Genomic DNA, 21,098 nt, shown 5'->3' with positions numbered 1-21,098 from the left:
CGGAGCACCGGCACCGGCGGGGCGCACCGGTGTCCCCCGTTCGCGGTAACGTGAGGCCCCTATGAACGCCAATCCCGACGTGCAGCTCCCCGCCGTGTCCGTCATCATGCCCGTCCTCAACGAGGAGCGGCATCTGCGCGGAGCCGTCCAAGCGATCCTCGCGCAGGAGTACGCCGGCGAGATGGAGGTCGTGATCGCCCTCGGTCCCTCCGCGGACCGCACGGACGAGATCGCCGCCGAGCTCGTGGCCGAAGACCCTCGCGTGCACACCGTCCCGAACCCGACCGGCCGCACCCCCGCCGCGCTCAACGCCGCGATCAAGGCCTCCCGGCACCCGATCGTCGTCCGCGTCGACGGGCACGGGATCCTCTCGCCGAACTACATCGCGACCGCCGTACGGCTCCTGGAGGAGACCGGCGCGCAGAACGTCGGCGGCATCATGCACGCCGAGGGCGAGAACGACTGGGAGCACGCCGTCGCCGCCGCGATGACCTCGAAGATCGGCGTCGGCAACGCGGCCTTCCACACCGGCGGCGCGGCCCAGCAGGCGGAGACCGTGTACCTCGGTGTGTTCCGGCGCGAGGCGCTGGAGCAGCAGGGCGGCTACAACGAGGAGTTCATCCGCGCCCAGGACTGGGAGCTCAACTTCCGGATCCGCGAGGCGGGCGGCCTGATCTGGTTCTCACCGGAGCTGAAGGTGTCGTACCGCCCGCGGCCGTCGGTGAAGGCCCTCGCCAAGCAGTACAAGGACTACGGCCGCTGGCGGCACGTCGTCGCCCGCTACCACGCCGGCTCCATCAACCTGCGCTACCTCGCCCCGCCGACGGCGGTCTGCGCGATCGCCGCGGGCCTCGTGCTGGGCGCCCTGGTCACCCCGTGGGCCCTGGCGGTCCCCGGCGGCTACCTCGCGGCGATCGCCGCGGGCTCGGTCCCGGCCGGCAAGGGCCTGCCGCTGAAGGCACGCCTGCAGATCCCCGTCGCCCTCGCGACCATGCACATGTCCTGGGGCTACGGCTTTCTGACCAGCCCGCGTTCACTCGCGCGCAAGGTCATCGCCTCCCGCCGCCCGGCGGTGCTCAGCGCGAGCTGAGCGGGCCGCCGGGCGCGGCGCCCGTCACCAGGTGAATCCGTCGCTCACCTTCATGCACGCCTTGGTGTCGGAGGCGTTCAGCGCCTCCGCCGTGTCCGGCGTCCTGTCGTCCTGCTTCGGCGCCTTGTACGCCGTGCCCTCGCGCCAGTCGGCGCCGACGACGAGGGTGACGCCGGAGACGTCCGTGGACTTCTCCACGGCCTTGGTCGGGATGCCGAGGGCCTTGGCGAGCCGCTGGGCGTCGCCCTCGAGTTCGGCACTCGGGTAGCGCACGACCGTCGTGTCCGCGGTCGGCGTCGTCGAGGAGTCCGCGACAGCTCGCGTGAAGCCCTTGCCGACGAGCAGCCCGGCGACGGTGGTCGCCCGGCCGGAGACCGGCGCGAGGACGTCGGTGCGGGTGCCGTTCTGCACCTGCACGGCGATCTCCTCGTCCGCGGCGGCCGGGTCGGTCGGGGCCGTCTCCTCGGTGGGCTTCTTCTTGTCCTTGCCGTCGAGCGCGATGTCCTCGCGCACCAGCCGGAACAGCTTGGTGGCGTCCTCGGTGGGCTCGACGCGCGAACCGACGTACTGGTTGGGCATCGTGGTCATGGTGATGCGCGACGTCGGCACCTTCTTCAGCTCGCCCGCCAGGTCGTAGAGCTTGGCGACCGTGCCGATGCCCTCGTCGACGGTCAGCGCGTTGGTCGCGGCCTCGGCGAGCTTGCGCAGCTTGTTGGGGTTGCTCAGCTTGGCGTTCTTGCGCAGCTCACGCACCATCGAGTTCATGTACTGGTGCTGCGCCTTGGCGCGCGCCAGGTCGCTGCCGTCCTCGAAGCCGTACCGCGTGCGCAGCCACTGCAGGGCCTGCTCGCCCTTGACGTAAGTGGTGCCCTTCTCCAGCTTCAGCCCGGAGCCGTGGCCCTGGCTGTCCTTGGAGTGGATGTTCTTGTCGACGCAGACCGGGACGCCGCCGATCGCGTCCGCCATCGACACCACACCGGAGAAGTCGATCATCATGAAGTGGTCGATGTGGATGTCGGTCAGCTTCTCCCACGTGGCCACCGTGCACCCCGGACCACCGCGCCCCAGCGACTGGTTCGTCATCGTGCGCTGACGCGACTCGAAGACGTCGCCGCTGTCCGGGTCGGTGCACTTGGGGATGTCCACGAGCGTGTCGCGGGGCATGCTGACGACCGACATGTTGGAGCGGTCGGCGGAGACGTGCAGCAGCATCTGGACGTCGGCGAGCGGTGTGCCGCCGAACGTCTCCTTGGCGCCGCCGAGTTTCTGGTTCTCCTCGGTGTCGCGGGCGTCCGAGCCGATCAGCAGGATGTTCAGCGGCGTCTGCCCGGCCGCGTTCGCCTCGGACTCGGCGGCGCGGTCCTTGGCGTCGCCGATGTTGAGGTCGTCCTTCTTCAGGTTGCCGTTGAGGTGCTGGTAGTAGAGATAGCCGGCACCCGCGGTGCCCAGTATCACCACCGCCAGTACCGTCGCCGACCAGCGCAGCACGCGCCGTCTGCGGGGTCTGCCGTCGGTTCCCCGGCCACCTCTGGAACCCCCGCCACCGTGCCGGCCGCTCTGGTCGGCCGGCGTGTCCTGGTCGGCCCGCGGGGTGAGCGACATGGTGTCGTCCACCGCGGGGGCCTCCCCTCGCACACTGCTCTGCGCCAACTCTCCGCCCTTCCCCACCCTTGGCCGGACATGGCCACGCTCCGCGTCGGACCTCCCTGTCCGGTGCGGAGCGAACCATGTCAGACCACTCTGTCCGACACCGGTTCGCAACCTGTCAGACCTCTGTGGGTCCGAGCCGGGTTGGCCACGCGTCGGCAAAATCCGCGCCGGGTGCGCCGCACGGCGCTCCCGGCCGACGCCGGCTGACACACCTGTGTCGTGTGTCAGACCAACGAGCGACGAAGACAGTTGCGTTCCACGCCGCAGATTCCGTACAGCTGTCCTCCTGCGGCGATCCTGTACGACTGCCCGCATACCCCGGCCCGTGCACCGCAGCGGGCCCGTCGCACCCCAAGTGGGCTGTGGGACGGGCCCGTCGGGCCGTTACCGGCCGCCGGCTACTTCGCGCACTCGACCTTGTCGGCCGTGGACTTCTCCACGTCCGGAGCCTTCGTCGGCGCGGTCACCGACTTGCCCGCGCCCTTGAAGTCCTTGCCCAGCGTCAGCGTCATCGTCGGCAGGCCCTGCGAGTTGGTGACGCTCTTGCCCGGCTTCATCGCCGAACCGGAGAGCCCCATGATCTCGGCGAGCCGACGTGCCTGGTCCGCCTGGTCCGGCGCGTACTCCAGCGTCGTCTTCGCAAGCGACGCCGGGGCGTTGCCGGCGTTCTCGGACTTGGACACGCCCTCCTCGTTCTGCAGCCAGGTGAGCGTCTCCGACGCGCTGCCCGAGGGCGCCCCGCCGTTGAGGACCTGCACCCGCACCTCGGAGGCGTCGGCCTTGGTGCCCTTGAGGCGGGCGGCCACGGCGGCGGCCTCCTTCTGCTTCTGCTGCTTGACCGCGGTGAAGGAGACGTCGTTCTGGATCGCCTCGAAGACCTGGGGCGCCGTCGCCTCGTTCAGCACGACGGTCGTCTTCACCTGCTCCGCCGGGTTGTCTATCACCGGAACCGTCGTGAAGGTCAGGTTCTTGGTGTTGAGCTTGCCCAGCTCCAGACCGAGGTCCTTCAGCTTGTCGATGGTGTCGAGCTGGGAGTCGACGGTCAGCGCCTTCGTGCCCGCCTCGGCCAGCTTGATCATCTTGGTCGGGCTGGTGAGTGTGTCGTTCGACTTCAGCTTGCGCATCAGCGCGCTCAGGAACTGCTGCTGGAGCCCGATCCGGCTCAGGTCGCCGCCGAAGCCGACCGAGTGCCGGGTGCGCACGAAGGCCAGGGCGTCCTCGCCCTCGATCGTGTGCTTGCCCTTGGTGAGGTTCAGCTTGGAGTCGCGGTCGTTGATGTCCTTGGCCAGACACACCTCGACACCGCCGACCGCCGTGGTCAGCGTCTTGACCGCGTTGAAGTCGGCCACCATGAAGTTGTCCGGCTTTATGCCGGTCAGCTCGGTGACGGTACGGGCGGTGCAGCTGGGCGTACGGCCTTCCTGGCCCAGGCTGGTGTTGAAGCGGACGCCGGTCTCGCCCGCGATGACCTCCTGGGAGCCGTCCTCCTGCGTGGTCGGGCAGTCCGGGATGTCCACGATGAGGTCGCGCGGGATGCTCAGCGCGGTCGCGTTGGAGCGGTCCTTGGAGACGTGCAGCAGGATCGTGGTGTCGGCGTGGCCCGCGCTGCCCGAGTCGCCGTACTTCTCGTTGCCCGCGCCCGTGCGCTTGTCCGTGCCGATGAGCAGGATGTTGATGGCCTTGTCCTTGCTGAAGCCACCGGTGCTCGCGCCGTCGTCGTTCACGGACTGGATGTTGTCGTTGAGGTGCTCGATGTAGAGATACGCACCGGCCGCGGCGGCGACCACCACGAACGCCATGATGCCGCCGGTCCAGAGCGCGGCCTTCTTCGCCTTGCCCTTCTTCTTCACCGGCCGGCGACTGCGACGCCCCGGCAGTGGCTCCTCGGGTGCCCCCCTGCGCCTGCGCTGCGGCGGGACCTCACGTCCCGGTGCCTGACGGGACTCGCGTCCCGGCGCGGCGGTCCTGTTCCGTACGGTGCCCCCCGCATCGCCCGCTCCGCCCGCGGCACGGGCGCCACCGGCGCCCTTTGCGGAGGTACCGGCCGAACGCGCGGCGGTGCCTGCGCGGGAAGCGGCTCTGCGGGGACCCGGGACCGGTGACTGCGGAGAGGAAGGACCCAGTCGCAGTTCGTATTCACCGGTGTTCGGATTGAGCACCCACTGGTCTGCGGGATCGATATCGTCCGCCCGCCCACGGCCTTGCGCGTCCACGGTTGTCTGAATCCTCCGTCGGGGCCACGCGGCGCCTACCCCCTCCAAGGCGCTCGGGTCTCGGTCAAACAGTGCGCAAGCCTAACTACGGCAGGGAGCACCGGATCGCTCACACTATCCGCCCAGTTCAGCGTGGAGCGAGGACGGTGACAAATTCCACGTCCCTACAACTGGGCAATCTGCCGCATTTCTTTGAATCGGGGTTCGCCGACTTGGTGAGCGCTTTACCCGCAGGGGTTCTCGGCGGCCGTACTCCCCCGGAAAGTGGGTGCCGGAGATGTGGACCCGGCGGGCTCGTCGGATCCCTTCGCGCCGGACTTATGGTCCCCGCCGATGGAACGCTTGTACGAGGAACCGCGAGGTGGCCCCTGGGACTTTTCGGTCGAATTCACGACTTCCACCGACGCGTCGATCCGCAGCCGTTCGAAGAGGCGCTCGGCCTCGGGTTCCACGAGCTGGTCGCGATTGGAGTTGTAGACGTACGACTCCCTCGGAACCGTGAGGAATTGCACGCGTTCGGTGGGGATGTCGCGCACCCCCCGCGCGAGTTCGTACAAACCGCGCAAGTTGGCCAGCGCCGGGTCTGTGGTCAGGGACGATGTGGCGGCGTCCAGGACCGGATAGAGCCGTACCGGGTTCAGCAGGACGTCATTGCTCTGCGCCTTGTGCACGAGCGCGGCGAGGAAGCGCTGCTGGCGGTCCATGCGGTCGGTGTCGCTGCCGTTGCCGAGGGACTTGCGGGCGCGGACGTAGCCGAGGGCCTGCTCACCGTCGAGGGTCACCTTCCCGGCCGGGAGCCTGAGCTTGGCGGCCTTGTCGTCGATGGGCTTCGAGAGGCAGATCTCCACGCCGTCGAGGGCGTCGACCATCTCCTTGAAGCCGTGGAAGTCGATGACCATGTGGTGATCCATGCGGATGTTCGTCATCCGCTCCACGGTGCGCACGGTGCAGGCCGAACCGCCCACCTGGAAGGCGTAGTTGAACATCGCGAACATCGGCTGGCTGCGGCGGCCGTCGGAGCGGCGGCAGCCGGGAACGTCGACCATGAGGTCCCGGGGTATCGAGACGGCGGTGGCGCTGCGGTGGTCGGACGACAGGTGCAGCAGGATCGTGGTGTCGGAGCGCTCGGTGCCGGAGTCCTTGCCGTAGCGGCGGTTGCCGGAGCCGGCCCGGGAGTCGGAGCCGATCAGGAGGATGTTCTGGGCGCCGCGCACGAGCGAGGTGGGGCGCTCCTTCTCGTACCGGGCCAGCTCGGCTGCGGCGGCCTCGTCCGGGGTGATGTTGGAGTCGAGCTTGGCGTACACGCCCCAGGCCACGCCCCCCGCGATGACGACCACGAGCCCGACCCCGATCGCCCCGCGCCGGACCCAGCGCCGCACAAGCCCCTTCTTGCTGGCCGACGCCCCCCGGTGCGCATCTGCGGTGTCGGTCACGGCTGTGTCCACCCCTCATTGCGTACAGCGTGTGGTGTGGGCTGCTGTTACGACCATCGCGTGGATGGGGGGTGGGGGGTGGGTCGTGGTGGGCCGAACGGGTGAGGGTGGGCGCTGGTGCTGACGCCGGGTGCCGGCGGGGCGGTACGGGGGCTACCTCGCCGTCGCCGTCACTCGTTCCGCCTCGATCCGCTTGGCCAGGGACTCCTCGCCCAGTTCGTCGAGGTGCCGGCACAGGACCACCGAGCCGCCGGTCGCGAGCGCCGCGTACAGGCCGGCGGCGAGGCCCTCCCAGGTGTCGTACGGCAGGGCCGACAGGATCCGTGAGCCCGGACCCGTGAGCCCCAGGGCCGGCGCCTCCGCCCGGGCGCGCTCGACCAGCTCCGCGGCGCTGAACTCACGGCCCGCCACGATCAGCGACGGGTCCTCGGGGTCGACCGGGGCGTACGGTGCGAAACGGTCACCCTGGCTCGGTACCTCGACCGCGTAGTCGGCGAAGCCGGCCGGCGGCTGCGGGAAGCGGCCCCCGAGCGGCCGCAGCGCCAGCGCGACCCGCTCCCCGCGGCACGCCCGCGCGGCCTCCAGGTCGTCCGGCCCGCTCACCACCACGTCGGCCGTCGCCGGGTCCCCGCCCACGTCCGCGATCGTGCCCACCGACGAACACGCCAGCAGCCACACCGCCGTCTGCCAGTGCGTCGGCAGCAGCACCGTGACCCGGTCGCCCGGTCCGGCGCCGAGGTCGCCCTGAAGCAGATTCGCGGTCTTGGCCACCCAATTGGCGAAGGTGGCCACGGACAATTCCACGCGTTCCCCGGTGGCGTCGTCGTAGAAGGTCACCAGGGGGCGTCCGGGATCCGCGGCGAGCGCGGAACGCAGCAGGTCGGCGGGGGTGCGATCGGTGGCATTCACCCGCGCAAGGGTACGCGCAGCGGTGCTCGCGCACCCCCTTGCGGGCCGCTGGGCCGCCACCGGTTCGGCGGAGCCGGGGACCGACGCGCCGTCAGTTCCCCAATGGACAGCTTTGTATGACTATGTCCAACATCAGGAGCATGCGTGGATTCCTTGCTTCCTCGATCGGTGTCACGTGCGCGGCCGCCCTCGCTCTCCCGCTCACTCCACCCGCCGCCGCGTCCGTGCGCCCGGCGTTCGGAGCGGAAGCCGCCAGGAGCGGGGCGACGGCGACCGTCGGATCGGCGTCTCGGCGTGCGGACGCCGAGACGCCCGTCCCCGGCAGCACTCAGTCGCTGCCCCTCGTCCCTCTCACCCGTGACCGTTCCGCCGGCACCCCCACCGAACAGGGGCTGCCCCGACGGGACGTACATCACTTCTCCCTGGTCGGCGTCATCTGGGACGACCCGGCCACCGAACTGCACGGCCGCGTCCAGGTCCGCACCCGCGCGGTCGCGACCGGCACCTGGTCGGGCTGGCAGGACGTCGAGACCCACAACGCCGAACACGCGGCCGACCCGGGCACCGCCGAGAGCGCCGCGGGCGGGGTGCGCGGAGCCACGGCACCCCTGTGGGTCGGCGACTCGGACGGCGTCCAGGTACGCGTGACGGCGGAGGGCGCGGATCCCGATCCGGGGGCGAGGAAGCCGAAGTCGGAGCCATCGGAGCCGAAGCCGAAGCCGAAGTCCGAGGCGGTGGAGCCGAAGCCGAAGTCTGAAGCGGAGGCGCCGAAGCCGAAGTCTGAAGCGGAGGCGCCGAAGCCGAAGTCTGAAGCGGAGGCGCCGAAGCCGAAGTCTGAAGCGGAGGCGCCGAAGCCGAAGTCCGAGGCGGCGGAGCCCAAGCCTGAGTCCGAGGCTGTCGCGGTCAAGCCCAGGCCCGAGCCCGAGGAGGGCGAGCAGGGCGGGGACGACGCCGCCGTGGACGGCACGGCCGTCACCCCGCTGCCCGCCGGTCTCCACCTTGAACTCGTCGACCCCGGCGACCCGGCGCAGAGCGAGCCCGGCGCCCGCCCCGGCTCGCTGAACCCGGAGACGCTCGGCTCCGCCGAGGCCCTCGCCGCCTCCGCCGCCAACGCCGAACTCGCACCCCTGGGCGCCACCGAGATTCCCGCCCTCGAACGTGCCGAGACCGAGCGGGAGTTGCTGGCGCTGCGCGGCAGCGAGCTCACCGAGGAGCAGCGGGCGAAGCCGTACATCGGCCCGCGTCCGCGCATCGTCACCCGGCGCGGCTGGGGAGCCAACGAGAGTTGGCGGGAGCGGCAGTTCGCCTACACGAGCAAGGTGAAGGCGGCCTTCGTGCACCACACCGCGTCCGGCGGCAAGTACTGGTGCACCCAGGCTCCCTCGCTCATTCGCGGTATCTACCGCTACCACGTCCTGAGCATGGGCTGGCGCGACATCGGCTACAACTTCCTCGTCGACAAGTGCGGAAACATCTACGAGGGGCGTGCCGGGGGCGTGACGAAGGCGGTCCTGGGTGCGCACACCCGCGGTTTCAACAGCAACAGCATGGGGATCGCCGTCCTCGGCAGCTACGGCTCCACCAAGCCGACCGTGGCCACCGTGAAAGCCATCTCCCGGCTCACCGCCTGGAAGCTGGGGCTCTACGGTGCCAATCCGCGCGGAAAGACATACCTGACGTCCGGCGGTGGCAATCTGTTCCGAAAGGGCAGGAACGTACGACTGAATGTGATCTCCGGCCACCGGGACGGCTTCTCCACGGAGTGCCCCGGCCGGCTGCTCTACGCCAAGCTCGGCACCGCCCGCGCCTCCGCGGCCCGTCTCCAGGGCCGCTGAGGCGGGGAGGGCACTTCACGGGGGAAGTACGGGGAGTACGGAGAAGTACGGGCGAGTACGGGCGAGTACGGAGAAGTACAGGGAAGTGCCCGGCGGACCGGGAACCATGGGGAGGACCGGTCCGCTCGGGAAGCACCGGGGAGTCTGTGGCGGGAGCGCATTCACCGCCGTCGGGGGAGGAGACGCGGGATGTGTCGTCATACCGCACTGCCGTCGAGGGCGCCGCACAACGGTCTGCATACACTGGCCGGCCGAAAGACAGTTCGGCCGGTCCCGGCAGGAAGCAGAGACGACAGGTGACAGAAGCGATCCTCCTGGTCGGCGGCAAGGGCACACGGCTGCGTCCGCTCACGGTCCATACGCCGAAGCCCATGGTCCGGGCGGCCGGTGTGCCGTTCCTCACGCACCAGTTGGCGAGGGCCAAAGCGGCGGGCGTGGACCACATCGTCCTGGCCACCTCCTACCTGGCCGAGGTCTTCGAGCCGTACTTCGGCGACGGTTCGGCGCTGGGGCTGCATCTGGAGTACGTGACGGAGGAGGAGCCTCTCGGCACGGGCGGCGCGATCCGGAACGTGGCCTCGCGGCTGCACTCGGGGCCCGAGGACCCGATCCTGATCTTCAACGGGGACATCCTGACGGGCCTGGACATCCGGGCGTTGATCCGTACGCACGAGACGACGGGAGCGGATGTCTCCCTCCACCTCACGAAGGTGACGGACCCGCGGGCGTACGGGCTCGTCCCGACGGACGACACGGGCCGTGTGACGGCGTTCCTGGAGAAGCCGCAGACGCCCGAGGAGATCGTCACCGACCAGATCAACGCGGGGGCGTACGTCTTCCGTCGGTCGGTCATCGACACGATTCCGGCGGGGCGGCCGGTGTCGGTGGAGCGCGAGACCTTCCCGGACCTGCTGTCGGCCGGGGCGCACCTTCAGGGCATGGTCGACTCGACGTACTGGCTCGACCTCGGCACGCCGGCGGCGTTCGTCCGGGGCTCGGCGGACCTGGTCCTCGGCCGGGCTCCGTCCCCGGCGGTCCCCGGCCGGTGCGGCGACCGCCTGATTCTCCCCACGGCTCGGGTGGCCCCCGACGCGAAGCTGACGGGCGGCACGGTGGTGGGTGAGGGCGCGTTCGTGGCCGAGGGCGCGCGCGTCTTCGGCAGCACGATCCTGCCGGGTGCCGTCATCGAGCCCGGCGCGATCATCACCGACTCCCTCATCGGCACCCGCGCCCGCGTGGGGGAACGCTCGGTCCTCACGGGGACGGTCATCGGCGACGGCGCGGTGATCGGCGCCGACAACGAACTGCGGGACGGGGCACGGGTGTGGTGCGACGCGCAGATACCGGCGGGAGCGGTGCGCTTCTCACCGGATCTGTAGGCGGTGCCTGCGACGGCCTGTGGCTGCTGGCGGAAGCGCTTCCGTTGCCGGGTGGGTCGGGCCTGACAGGTTGGTGACGGTCCGCACCCCTTTCAGCCCGTCCGGCGTTTGAGGACGAGGCCGTTCAGGCCGAAAGCGGGGTCTGGGGCGGCAGCCCCAGGGGTGTCGGGGGTGAAGGGGCAGCGCCCCTGAGGGATGGGACGGGTAGGGGCGGCGGGGGCGAGGAAACTCGCGCCGCACCGTGCAGCGGGCCGGCGTCGCTACAGGCGGCCGATATCGCCCCGCGGCATCCGCGGAGCCCGCCGTGCCGGCACCCTCCCGCTCAGCAGGATCAACCGAGCCGCCCGATGCCGCTGCCCCGCATACGGCTCCAGCAACTCCAGCATCACGGAGTCATCCGCATCCCGATCCCCGGCCAACGCGAACCCCACGATCCCCGGCAGATGCAGATCCCCCACGGTCACCGCATCCGCCGCCCCATGACTGCGCTGCACGACCTCCGCCGACGTCCACGGCCCGATCCCCGGCACGACCTCCAACCGGGCCTGCGCCTGAGCCGGAGGCATCCGCACGGCCTCCTCCATCCGCGCGGCGACCCGCACGGCCCGCAGAATCGTCGACGCCCGCTTGTTGTCGACCCCGGCCCGATGCCACTCCCAGGACGGAATCAGCGCCCAGGTCCGCGCGTCCGGCATCACATACATGCGCCCCGGCGCGGGCCCGGGAGCCGGCTCCCCGAACTTCCGCACCAGCAACCGCCACGCCCGATACGCCTCATCGGTCGTGACCTTCTGCTCCAGCACCGACGGAATCAACGACTCCATCACCAGCCCGGTCCGCGTCAGCCTCAGCCCCGGCCGCCGATGCCGGGCCATCGCCACCACCCGGTGCCGCGGCACGAAGACGGACGGATCGTCGGCCGCCCCGAGAAGCTCCGGCAACCGCTCCAGCAGCCACTCGGCCCCCGGCCCCCACGCCTCGCCCCGCACCTCGGCCCCGCGCGCGGCGACCCGCAGCGTCCCGGGCCCGGCGGGCGTGAGGCTGGCCCGCCACACGGAGCCGTCCGGCATCGCCCGGAACGTCGGATCCCCCGGTCCACGCCGCAGAGGCCCGAGCACCAGCCCGAGATCGATCGGCCACTCCGGCACCCAGGTCCGAACCCGCCCGGCGACCGCGGCCTGCCGCGGTATCCCCCCGGGCACGGCGACATGGCCACCGCGCACGGTCGTACGCGTGGGCCGCGGAGAGAAACGTCCTGCCACGAATGAGGTCCTAGGGGGAGGGGAGGTGTCCTACGAGCGTAGGCGCTGGGCTGCGTGGGTCACCGCACCTCGACGAAAGCCGCCGCATCCCGCTCCGGCCTCGCCCGCGGCGCCTCCGCCGCGTGGCCGACCGCCACCGCCCCCATCGGATCCCAGTCCTCCGGCAGCCCGAGCACCTCGCGCACCACGTCCCGGCAGAACATCGTCGACGACACCCACGCCGAGCCCAGCCGCTCCCCGGCCAGCGCGACCAGGAAGTTCTGCACCCCGGCCCCGGTGGCGACGACGAACATCTCCCGCTCGGCGCCGTCCCGCCGCGCGTCGCCGTAGGTGTGCGAACCGTCCATGACCAGGCACGGCACCACCAGATACGGCGCGTTGCGCAGCACGTCCCCGCGCCGCACCCGCTTGGCGATCGACTCCTCACTCTTGCCGTCGCGCCGGAGGTCGGCGATCCAGGCGTCGCGCATCGCGTCGAGCAGCCGCGTCCGTGACTCCGGCGACTCCAGCAGCACGAACCGCCACGGAGTGGTGTGGTGCGGCGCCGGCGCAGTGACCGCCGCGGCGACGGCTCGTCGTACGGCCCCGGGGTCGACGGGCTCGTCCGTGAACGCCCGTACCGTGCGGCGCTGGGCCACCGCCTCCCGTACCGCTTCCGAGGTCCCCAGCCGGAACATGTCGTCGCGCGCGTCGCGCACCATGGCCCGCGCGCCGGCCCCGTGGTCCTCGGTCACGGTGTGCGCCAGGCCGCGCACGACGGCGACGGGCAGCCCGGCGGCCTTGCCCTTGACCAGGTCACCGGCGGCGGCGAGTTCGTCGGCGGTCGCCACGACGGTCGCGCTGAGCGGGTTGCCATGTGCGTCCGTGCCGCCGCGCAGGTCGTCGAGCACGCGGATGCCGGCCGCGCCGATCGCCACGTCGGTGAGCCCGGCTCGCCAAGGACGCCCGAAGGTGTCGGTGACGAGGACACCGACGTCGACGCCGAGGGCGTCGCGCAGCCCGTCACGGATCGCCCGCGCGGACGCGTCCGGGTCCTCGGGCAGCAACAGCACGGTCCCGGCGGGAGTGTTGGAGGCGTCGACCCCGGCGGCGGCCATCACCAGGCCCTGTCGGTTCTCGACGATGCGCAGGGGACCGCGGCGCGCCACGACCCGTACCGTCTCCGCGTCGATCGCGGACTCCCGGTCGCCCGCCTCCACGATCCTGCCTTCGGCCTTGGAGACGATCTTCGAGGTGACCAGCAGCACGTCCCCGTCGACGAGACCGGGCTCGGCGGCCGCGATCAGCTTGGCCAGGTCGTCGCCCTGCGCGACCTCGGGGATGCCGGGGACGGCCCACACCCGGTAGCCCGGTGTGCCGTCAGGCTGCTCGCCGCTCAAATTCCCCGCACCTCCTCCGCCAGCTCCAGCGCCTCGCGCGCCATCTGCGCGGTGGCGTCGAGGTCGGTCATCATCAGCGGTACGGCCCGGCAGCGGATCCCGGCCGCCTCGACCCGCTCCACCGAGCCGGCGTCCACGGTGTCCACGAGCCAGCCGTCGAGCAGCCCCGAGCCGTAGTGCTCGGCGACCGCGGCAGCCGTCGACTCCACGCCCACCGCCGCGAGCACCTTGTCGGCCATCCCGCGCACGGGCGCGTCCCCGACGATGGGGGAGAGGCCGACGACGGGCACGCCCGCGTCGGCGATCGCCTCGCGGATGCCGGGCACGGCGAGGATGGTGCCGACCGAGACGACCGGGTTGGACGGCGGGAAGAGGATGACGTCGGCCTGGGCGACGGCCTCCAGGACGCCGGGCGCGGGCTTCGCCTGCTCGGCGCCGACCGGCACGATCGCCTCGGCGGGCACCGAGGCCCGCAGCCGTACCCAGTACTCCTGGAAGTGGACGGCCTTGCGCTCGCCCTCCTCCACGACCGCGACATGCGTCTCGACGCGGTCGTCGGTCATGGGGATGAGCCGCACTCCGGGCTTCCAGCGGTCGCAGAGGGCTTCCGTGACCGCGCTCAGCGGATATCCGGCGCCGATCATCTGCGTCCGCACGATGTGCGTGGCGAAGTCCCGGTCGCCGAGCCCGAACCACTCCGGGCCCACGCCGTACGCCGCGAGCTCCTCCTTGAGGTGGAAGGTCTCGTCGGCCCGGCCCCAGCCCTGTTCCTCGTTGATACCGCCGCCGAGCGTGTACATCACCGTGTCGAGGTCCGGGCAGACCTTCAGCCCGAAGAGGTGGATGTCGTCCCCGGTGTTGCCGATGACCGTGATGTCCGCGTCCGGCACGGCCCGCTTCAGACCACGCAGGAACCGGGCACCACCGATGCCGCCTGCCAGAACCACAATGCGCATGGGCCCAAGTCTTGCAGGCGGGTACGACAACGCGTCAGGCAGTCACCGGACGCGCCTCGGTGCGCGCCTCGCAGGCCGACGAGGTGTGCATCGGCATCTCGGTGAGGCCCGGGTAGTACACGTGCAGGCTCACCGCCGGCTCCAGCGCGTCGTTGACCACGTCGTGGGCGTACCCCGGGGCGAACACCCGCTGGGCGCCGGCCGCCAGCACGCGCGTGCCGCGCTCCGTGCGCTCGGTGAGCGTGCCGTCGAGGACGGTCAGGACGCCGGAGGAGCGGCCGTGGTCGTGCAGGCCGCTGCCCTGTCCGGGGACCCAGGACAGCAGCCACACCTCGTAGCCGGGCCCGGTGCGCAGCCGGTGGTACCAGCGCGTGGTGGCGTCGTAGCGGACGAGGTGCTCCCACTGCGAGCGGTCGGCGGCGATGGAGCGGGCCAGGCCGACGAACTCGGCGACGGTGGCCGGGTGCTCGCGCGGTGCCTGGAGGAGGTGCGGGACTTCGAGGATGTCGCCGGCGATCTGGAGGTCGCTGTCGCTGTTCATGAGGTGCGTGGGTTCCTTGGCGGAAGTGGGGGGTGGCTGGGTGTCGGTCGCCGTCCGCCCGGATCGCGGGGGACGCAGTGGCCCTGGTCGGGGCGTGGGAACAAGCAGCCGAGTCGCGGTGGACTCAGAGGCAGCCGGAGCGGCGGGAGAGGCTCAACAGCTGGAACAGCAACAACAGCTACAGCGAGCGCGGGCAGCACCGTGGGACCCGGCGGTGCGGGTCGAGGTGAGTGCCGAGTTCGCGAGCATGCCCACAAGGACAGCGGTTCGCACCTTCGGTGTCAACTCGGCGCCCGCCCTGTGGGACATGTTTCACCTCATCCGGGTCATCTCTGTGACGAAAGGTTTGTTCATGAGATGGACGGGACACATGGCGCACAATCGGGCGCACGGCGTCGTTGTGATCCTGTGATCCGACTGTGATCCGGTTCGCTTCCGCGCGTGTGTGCAACGAGATCGAACTTCTGGGCGTCCTTTTCCGTACAGGCTCTGCGGAGGGCGGGGGGCCCTCCTGGGTCTCGTCTGCGTGTCAAGGTTTATGCCGATTTGAACACTTTCCGCTAGGCCTTGGTTCCGCAGAGTGAATAAGGGGCTCAATAGCAGATCTCGGCTTGACTCGCCCGGAGCAGCACACTTGTAATTTCACTCGTGTCGTTCAGCCGGAATCGGTAACGGCTACATCACGGGGACGCGAAAGACAGACGAGGGGCGCACATGACCGAGCTGGTGCAGCAACTGCTGGTCGACGACGCGGACGAGGAACTCGGCTGGCAGGAGCGCGCGCTGTGCGCCCAGACCGACCCCGAGTCCTTCTTCCCCGAGAAGGGCGGCTCCACCCGCGAGGCCAAGAAGGTCTGCCTCGCCTGTGAAGTCCGCTCCGAGTGCCTCGAATACGCCCTCGCCAACGACGAGCGCTTCGGCATCTGGGGCGGTCTGTCCGAACGGGAGCGTCGACGGCTGAAGAAGGCGGCCATCTGACCGCACACCGGTCGCCAGGCCGTCGTGGGCCCGGCCGCAGGACCGAACGGCCGTACGCACATACGTCTCGAACAGGTCTCGAACGGCCCGTCGCAGGTGGGTTATCCACAGGCGGCGGGCCGCCGTGATGCCCAGCCGATAGTGTGGTCGCTCGTCCGAGACGCCCCGGTGTCCCCTCGGGGCACGGGCGTCCACCGCAGTCCATCGAACCGGGGCCCGTACCTCGATGTCCGTGCACAGCCACACGGCAGCCCAGCACGACTCCGCTGCCACTCCTGAGTTCCCGCGTCATGTGGTGACAGCGGTGCTCGTCTCCCACGACGGCGCCCGCTGGCTGCCCGACGTGCTCGCCGGGCTGCTCGGCCAGGAGCGTCCCGTTCAGTTCGCCGTCGCGGCCGACACCGGCAGCGCGGACCAGTCCGCGCAGCTGATCACCGACGCCCTCGGCGCCGACCGCGTACTGCACCTCGCGCGGCGCACCGGATTCGGCCAGGCCGTCGAGGAGGCCAACCGCACCGCCCCCCTCCTCACCCCGGACGAGCTGACGTATCTGAAACGGCCCAGCGGCTGGGACCCCGTCACGCGCACCTGGCGCGACGACGCCTACGACATGCCCGAACTCCCCCACGGGGAGCCGGTCCAGTGGCTGTGGCTCCTGCACGACGACTGCGCCCCCGAACCCGACGCCCTGGCCCAGCTGCTGCGCGTCGTGGAGAACGAGCACGAGCTGGGGCGCGACGACATCGCCGTGCTCGGCCCGAAGCTGCGCGGCTGGTACGACCGCCGCCAGCTCCTGGAGGTCGGCGTCACCATCGCCAACTCCGGCCGCCGCTGGACCGGCCTGGACCGCCGCGAGCAGGACCAGGGCCAGCACGACCACGTGCGCCCGGTGCTGTCCGTGTCCACCGCCGGCATGCTCGTCCGACGTGACGTCTTCGAGGAACTCGGCGGCTTCGACCGGCGACTGCCCCTCATGCGGGACGACGTCGACCTGTGCTGGCGGGCCACCGCCGCCGGGCACCGTGTCCTCATCGCCCCCGAGGCGGTCGTACGACACGCCGAGGCGTCCTCCCGCGAGCGCCGCACCGTCGACTGCGTGGGCCGCACCGCTGCCTCCCCGCACAAGGTCGACAAGGCCGGCGCCGTCTACACCCTGCTCGTCAACACCCGCACCGCCGTGCTGCCCTGGGTGCTGCTGCGCCTCGTCGTCGGCACCGTCGTGCGCACGCTCGCCTACCTCGTCGGCAAGGTCCCCGGACAGGCCCTCGACGAGATCCGCGGCCTCATGGGCACCCTGCTGCGCCCCGAGCGGATCATCGCCGGGCGGCGCAGGCGCGGGCGTCCCGTCATCGACAAGGTCGAGATGCGGGCCCTGTTCCCGCCGCCCGGCGCGACCGTGCGGGCCACCGTCGAGCAGGCCGCGGGCAGCCTCGTCGGCCGCTCCGACCCCGAGGTGACCTCCGGCGCGGGACGGCACGGCAGCGCCGTCGAGTCCGGACCCGGCGGCGACGACGCCGACTTCCTGGAGATAGAACAGTTCGCACGCCTCAAGCGCGTCGCCCGCAAGCCCGGGCCGGTGCTCTTCCTGGTGCTGCTGTTCGCCTCGCTCATCGCCTGCCGCGAGCTCCTCGGCGGCGGCGCGCTCGCGGGCGGCGCCCTGCTGCCCGCCCCGGCCGAATCCGGCGAGCTGTGGTCCCGTTACCTGGACGCCTGGCATCCGGTGGGCGCCGGCGGCACACAGTCCGCGCCGCCGTACCTCGCGCTCGTGGCGATGCTCGCCTCCACCCTGCTGGGCTCGACCGGGCTCGCGGTCACCGTGCTGCTGGTCGGCTCGGTGCCGCTGGCCGGCTTCACCGCGTACTTCGCCTCCCGTCCGCTCGTCGAGTCGCGCCTGCTGCGAGCCTGGGCGGCCGTCGTCTACGCCTTCCTGCCCGCCGCCGCCGGCGCCCTCGCCGGCGGCCGCATCGGCACCGCCGTACTCGCCGTCCTGCTGCCGCTGATCGCCCGCGCGGGCATCGCGGCCAGCGGCCTGGCGAACAGCTCCGAGGCGCGCGGCAGTTGGCGTGCCACCTGGGCGTACGCCCTGCTGCTGACCGTCGCCACGGCCTTCACGCCGATCATCTGGCCCATCGCGCTGCTCCTCGGCGTCGGTCTGCTGGCGGTGCGCCGCACCGACATCACCGCCTACGGACTGCGATTCCTGGCCCAGTTCGGTGCGCCCCTGCTGGTGCTCGCTCCCTGGTCGCTGTCGCTGCTGCCGTTCGGCTTCTTCCGCGAGGCCGGTCTGGAGTACGGCGCCTCGGCCGCGTCCGCCCTGGACCTGCTCGGCGCCAGCCCCGGCGGGCCCGGCACCGTCAGCGGACTGATGCTCATCGGCGTCGTGCTGGCCGCGCTGGCCGCCCTGCTGCGCTCCGAGCGTCAGCTGGGGATCCGGACCGCCTGGGTGGTCGCCCTGCTGGGCTTCCTCTTCGCGGTCCTTTCCAACGGCTCCACCTGGGCCGGCCCCGCGACCCTCGTCTACGGCATCGCCCTCCTGGCCGCCGCCCTGCTCGGCGCCGACGGGGCACGCTCGCGCGTGGCCGAGCAGAGCTTCGGCTGGCGTCAGCCGGTCGCCGCGCTGATCGCCTTCACCGCGGCGGCGGGCCCGCTGCTCGTCGCCTCCGGCTGGATGATCCGCGGCGCCGACGGACCGCTGGAGCGGCGCGATCCCGTGCAGGTGCCCGCGTTCGTCGCCGAGGAGAGCGGCACCCGCGACCAGGCCCGCACCCTCGTCCTCGACAGCGACTCCTCGGCCCACGTCGGCTACATGCTCGTGCGCGGTTCCGGCGCCCGTCTGGGCGACGCCGAACTGGCCGTGGCCGACGGGGAGAACGCCAAGCTCGACAAGATCGTCGCCAACCTCGTCGCCGGTTCCGGCGCCGACCAGGCGGACCAGCTGGGCGCGTTCGCCGTGCGCTACGTCCTCGTCCACAAGGGCGCGCCGCGCGACGTCACGCGCGTGCTGGACGCCACGCCGGGTCTGTCGCGGCTGAGCGAGCAGAACGGCAGCGCGCTGTGGCGGATCGACCGCCAGGTGTCGCGGGCGGCCATCGTCGCGGGGTCCGGCTCGGGCAGCGCGGCCGGTGAGCCCCAGGCGGTGGCCGCCGGGCCCGTCGAGATCCACACCACGGTCCCGGCCGGCTCCGACGGACGGGTGCTGCGGCTCGCCGACAGCGTCGACGACGGCTGGACGGCAACGCTCGACGGCAAGGAGCTCACCCGGACCACGGTCGACGGCTGGGCCCAGGGCTTCGAACTGCCCGCCGAAGGCGGCAGGCTGGACGTCACCTACGACGACCCGATCGGCCACACCGTCTGGCTGTGGGCCCAGGGCTTCCTCGCCCTCGTGCTCGTCGTGATGGCCCTGCCCGGACGCCGCCGTGACGTCGACGACGACCTGCCCGAGGAGACCCCCGTCCCGGCCGAGGCCATGGCGGGCGAGGGCCGCAGGGCCCGGCGACTGCGTGCCCAGGCAGAGGCCGAAGAGGGTGCTCAGGGCGGGGAGTTCCCGCCGCCACCGGCACAGGAGCCGTCCACGGCCGTTCCGCAGCAGACGCCCTACGGCGAGTGGGACACGCCCAGCTACGCGGGCGCCGAGTACGGCAACTACGGCGGCGAGCAGTACCAGGGCGCTCAGGGCGGCGAGCAGTATCCGGCGGGCGGCGCCTACGACCAGGGGTACCAGGCGGACCCGTACCAGGGCGGCCAGTACGACCCGTACGCGTACGGCGGTCAGGCCCAGGGCGCGGCGTACGACCCCTCGTACGACCAGACGTACCAGCAGGGTTACGACGCCACGTACGACCCGGCGCAGCAGCAGCAACAGCAGCAGCACGGCAGCGAGCGTTCCGACGGGAGCCAGCAGTGAACCGCACCACCCTGTCCCTCATCGCCGGCGTCGGCGCCCTCGCCGCCGTCACCGGGTTCGCGGCGCTGACGTCACCGGACGCGTCCGGCGCGAGCCCCGCGAAGGCGGCGGCCGAGCTGCCGGTGGAGCGTACGAGTCTGGTGTGCCCGGCGCCGAGCAGTTCGGACCTCGCCGAGACGACGTACACCTCGTTCACGCCCGTCACCAAGGGAACGGCGGGCGACGGCAAGGCGGAACTGCTGTCCGCGGGCGAGGAGTCGGGACCAGCGGCCGGCGACAAGGGTGCCAAGGACGAGAAGGCGGGCAAGGACGGAAAGGCAGGCAAGGGCGGCAAGACCGCGGCCGCCGACAAGCCCGTCCTCACGGCCAAGGAGCCCGGGAAGCCGGTGACCGAGGACGCCTCCGGGGCCGACTCGCCGGCGCTGGTCGGGACCGCCGACGGCAAGTTCGCGCCCGGTTGGACCGTCCAGCAGACCACGCAGGTCGCGGCGGGCACGGGGCGCGGGCTCCAGGGCGTCAACTGCACCGCTCCGGACACCGAGTTCTGGTTCCCGGGCGCCAGCACGGCCCCCGACCGCACGGACTACGTGCATCTGACGAACCCCGACGACTCCGCCGCCGTCGTCGACATCGAGCTGTACGGCAAGGACGGCGCCCTGGAGACCACGGTGGGGGAGGGGATCACGGTTCAGCCGCACTCCGGCGAGCCGATACTCCTGTCCACGCTCACCAGCGAGAAGCAGGACAACGTCACCGTGCACGTGAGCGTGCGCAGCGGCCGGGTGGGCGCCTCGGTGCAGGCGCTGGACGACAAGCTCGGCGGCGACTGGCTCGCGGCGTCCGTCGATCCCACGGGGAGCCTGGTGCTGCCCGGCATCCCGAAGGACGCCACGGCCGTGCGGCTGGTCGTGTTCGCACCGGGGGAGGTCGACGCGGACCTGAAGGTGCGGCTCGCCTCGCCGTCCGGCTCGATCACACCCGCCGGGAACGAGACGCTGCACGTCAAGGGCGGGATGACCAGCGCGGTCGACCTCGGTGACGTGATGCGGGGCGAGCCGGGGTCGCTCGTGCTGACGCCCTCGGACCACTCCGTGCCCGTGGTCGCGGCGGTTCGGGTGGTGCGCGGGAAGGGCGCCGCGCAGGAGACGGCGTTCATTCCGGCCAGCAGGGCCGTCGGCAAGCGCGCGACGGCGGTGGACAACACCGCGAAGGGCACGAAGCTCTCCGTGACGGCGCCGTCCGCCACGGCGAAGATCAAGGTCACCGCGTCCGCGGGCAGCGAGGGCGGTTCGGCGGTCTCGAAGACGTACACGGTCAAGTCCGGTACCACCCAGGAGGTGGAGGTCCCCGTCCCGAGCGGCCTCAAGGGCACCTACGCCCTCACGGTCGAGACGGTGTCGGGCGGGCCGGTGTACGCGTCCCGCACGCTGACGTCGTCGCTGGACGGCGTCTCCGCCTTCACCGTGCAGGCGCTGCCGGACGACCGGGGGATGGTGGCCGTGCCCGAGGCGGACGAGGACCTGTCGGTTCTGCAGAAGTAGCGGCTCCGCCGGTGCCGCGGAAGCA

At 71.6% G+C, this 21,098-nt stretch carries 14 protein-coding genes and 1 pseudogene; 6 read left to right on the top strand and 9 right to left on the bottom strand.

Annotation, left to right across the window (positions count from 1 at the left end; translation table 11 throughout):
• The first annotated feature begins 61 nt into the window (after positions 1-61).
• Positions 62-1,090: a glycosyltransferase family 2 protein gene (locus PGH47_RS17290; protein WP_271664184.1), complete on the top strand. Its 1,029-nt coding sequence runs from the start codon at positions 62-64 to the stop codon at positions 1,088-1,090.
• 24 nt (positions 1,091-1,114) lie between these two features.
• On the opposite strand, the gene PGH47_RS17285 is transcribed toward PGH47_RS17290, so the two are convergent.
• The 4 genes from PGH47_RS17285 to PGH47_RS17270 form a co-directional block, all read right to left on the bottom strand.
• Complete coding sequence (locus PGH47_RS17285; protein ID WP_271664183.1) at positions 1,115-2,704, bottom strand: LCP family protein; 1,590 nt, start codon at positions 2,702-2,704, stop codon at positions 1,115-1,117.
• Between the two features lie 434 nt (positions 2,705-3,138).
• Positions 3,139-4,953 carry an LCP family protein gene (locus PGH47_RS17280; protein ID WP_271664182.1) on the bottom strand — a complete coding sequence of 605 codons (1,815 nt, stop codon included), beginning with the start codon at positions 4,951-4,953 and terminating at the stop codon, positions 3,139-3,141.
• 224 nt (positions 4,954-5,177) lie between these two features.
• Positions 5,178-6,386 (bottom strand): LCP family protein, encoded by a 1,209-nt coding sequence (locus PGH47_RS17275; protein WP_271664181.1) that lies wholly within the window; start codon positions 6,384-6,386, stop codon positions 5,178-5,180.
• A 153-nt stretch (positions 6,387-6,539) separates the two neighbouring features.
• Entirely contained in the window at positions 6,540-7,295 is a 756-nt protein-coding gene (locus PGH47_RS17270) for a TIGR03089 family protein (protein ID WP_271664180.1), read from the bottom strand.
• A 140-nt stretch (positions 7,296-7,435) separates the two neighbouring features.
• Here PGH47_RS17270 and PGH47_RS17265 point away from each other — a divergent pair, with 140 nt between their 5' ends.
• Both PGH47_RS17265 and PGH47_RS17260 read left to right on the top strand, forming a co-directional pair.
• The gene (locus PGH47_RS17265; protein ID WP_271664179.1) at positions 7,436-9,130 is read left to right on the top strand and encodes an N-acetylmuramoyl-L-alanine amidase; all 1,695 of its coding nucleotides are present in this window, start codon (positions 7,436-7,438) and stop codon (positions 9,128-9,130) included.
• A gap of 296 nt (positions 9,131-9,426) precedes the next feature.
• Positions 9,427-10,509, top strand: coding sequence for a nucleotidyltransferase family protein (locus PGH47_RS17260; protein WP_269643426.1), 1,083 nt, complete (start codon positions 9,427-9,429; stop codon positions 10,507-10,509).
• 60 nt (positions 10,510-10,569) lie between these two features.
• On the opposite strand, the pseudogene PGH47_RS17255 reads toward PGH47_RS17260, so the two are convergent.
• The 5 genes and pseudogenes from PGH47_RS17255 to PGH47_RS17235 all read right to left on the bottom strand — a co-directional run.
• Positions 10,570-10,810 (bottom strand): annotated as a pseudogene (locus PGH47_RS17255) (hypothetical protein); the annotation flags it as partial.
• Positions 10,770-11,771 carry a DNA-3-methyladenine glycosylase family protein gene (locus PGH47_RS17250; protein ID WP_271664178.1) on the bottom strand — a complete coding sequence of 334 codons (1,002 nt, stop codon included), beginning with the start codon at positions 11,769-11,771 and terminating at the stop codon, positions 10,770-10,772. The pseudogene PGH47_RS17255 and the gene PGH47_RS17250, both read right to left, overlap by 41 nt.
• 59 nt (positions 11,772-11,830) lie before the next feature.
• Positions 11,831-13,150 (bottom strand): coenzyme F420-0:L-glutamate ligase, encoded by a 1,320-nt coding sequence (locus tag PGH47_RS17245; protein WP_271664177.1) that lies wholly within the window; start codon positions 13,148-13,150, stop codon positions 11,831-11,833.
• Positions 13,147-14,106, bottom strand: a complete 960-nt coding sequence (cofD, locus tag PGH47_RS17240) for a 2-phospho-L-lactate transferase (protein WP_271664176.1) — start codon at positions 14,104-14,106, stop codon at positions 13,147-13,149. Before cofD ends, PGH47_RS17245 begins: the two co-directional genes overlap by 4 nt.
• 34 nt (positions 14,107-14,140) lie before the next feature.
• Positions 14,141-14,647 carry a cysteine dioxygenase gene (locus PGH47_RS17235; protein ID WP_271664175.1) on the bottom strand — a complete coding sequence of 169 codons (507 nt, stop codon included), beginning with the start codon at positions 14,645-14,647 and terminating at the stop codon, positions 14,141-14,143.
• Between the two features lie 714 nt (positions 14,648-15,361).
• Here PGH47_RS17235 and PGH47_RS17230 point away from each other — a divergent pair.
• The 3 genes from PGH47_RS17230 to PGH47_RS17220 all read left to right on the top strand — a co-directional run bounded on the left by PGH47_RS17230 (position 15,362) and on the right by PGH47_RS17220 (position 21,073).
• Complete coding sequence (locus PGH47_RS17230) at positions 15,362-15,625, top strand: WhiB family transcriptional regulator (RefSeq protein ID WP_010986447.1); 264 nt, start codon at positions 15,362-15,364, stop codon at positions 15,623-15,625.
• Positions 15,626-15,851: 226 nt separating this feature from the next.
• Positions 15,852-19,532: a glycosyltransferase family 2 protein gene (locus tag PGH47_RS17225; protein WP_271664174.1), complete on the top strand. Its 3,681-nt coding sequence runs from the start codon at positions 15,852-15,854 to the stop codon at positions 19,530-19,532.
• A complete protein-coding gene (locus PGH47_RS17220; RefSeq protein ID WP_271664173.1) occupies positions 19,529-21,073 on the top strand; it encodes a DUF5719 family protein in 1,545 nt (514 codons plus the stop codon). The genes PGH47_RS17225 and PGH47_RS17220 overlap by 4 nt, the downstream gene beginning before the upstream one ends.
• The last annotated feature ends 25 nt before the right edge of the window (positions 21,074-21,098 follow it).

The sequence above is a fragment of the Streptomyces sp. HUAS 31 genome, from assembly GCF_028198125.1.
GTDB classification, from domain to species: domain Bacteria; phylum Actinomycetota; class Actinomycetes; order Streptomycetales; family Streptomycetaceae; genus Streptomyces; species Streptomyces chartreusis.
The sequence above is the reverse complement of the archived record's forward strand: the minus strand, read 5'-3'. Positions and strand labels throughout refer to the sequence as shown.

Coding starts and splice junctions, on each gene's coding strand:
- PGH47_RS17225 (WP_271664174.1), top strand. CDS start 15,852: ATGTCCGTGCACAGCCACACGGCAGCCCAGCACGACTCCGCTGCCACT.
- PGH47_RS17290 (WP_271664184.1), top strand. CDS start 62: ATGAACGCCAATCCCGACGTGCAGCTCCCCGCCGTGTCCGTCATCATG.
- PGH47_RS17235 (WP_271664175.1), bottom strand. CDS start 14,647: ATGAACAGCGACAGCGACCTCCAGATCGCCGGCGACATCCTCGAAGTC.
- PGH47_RS17230 (WP_010986447.1), top strand. CDS start 15,362: ATGACCGAGCTGGTGCAGCAACTGCTGGTCGACGACGCGGACGAGGAA.
- cofD (WP_271664176.1), bottom strand. CDS start 14,106: ATGCGCATTGTGGTTCTGGCAGGCGGCATCGGTGGTGCCCGGTTCCTG.
- PGH47_RS17265 (WP_271664179.1), top strand. CDS start 7,436: ATGCGTGGATTCCTTGCTTCCTCGATCGGTGTCACGTGCGCGGCCGCC.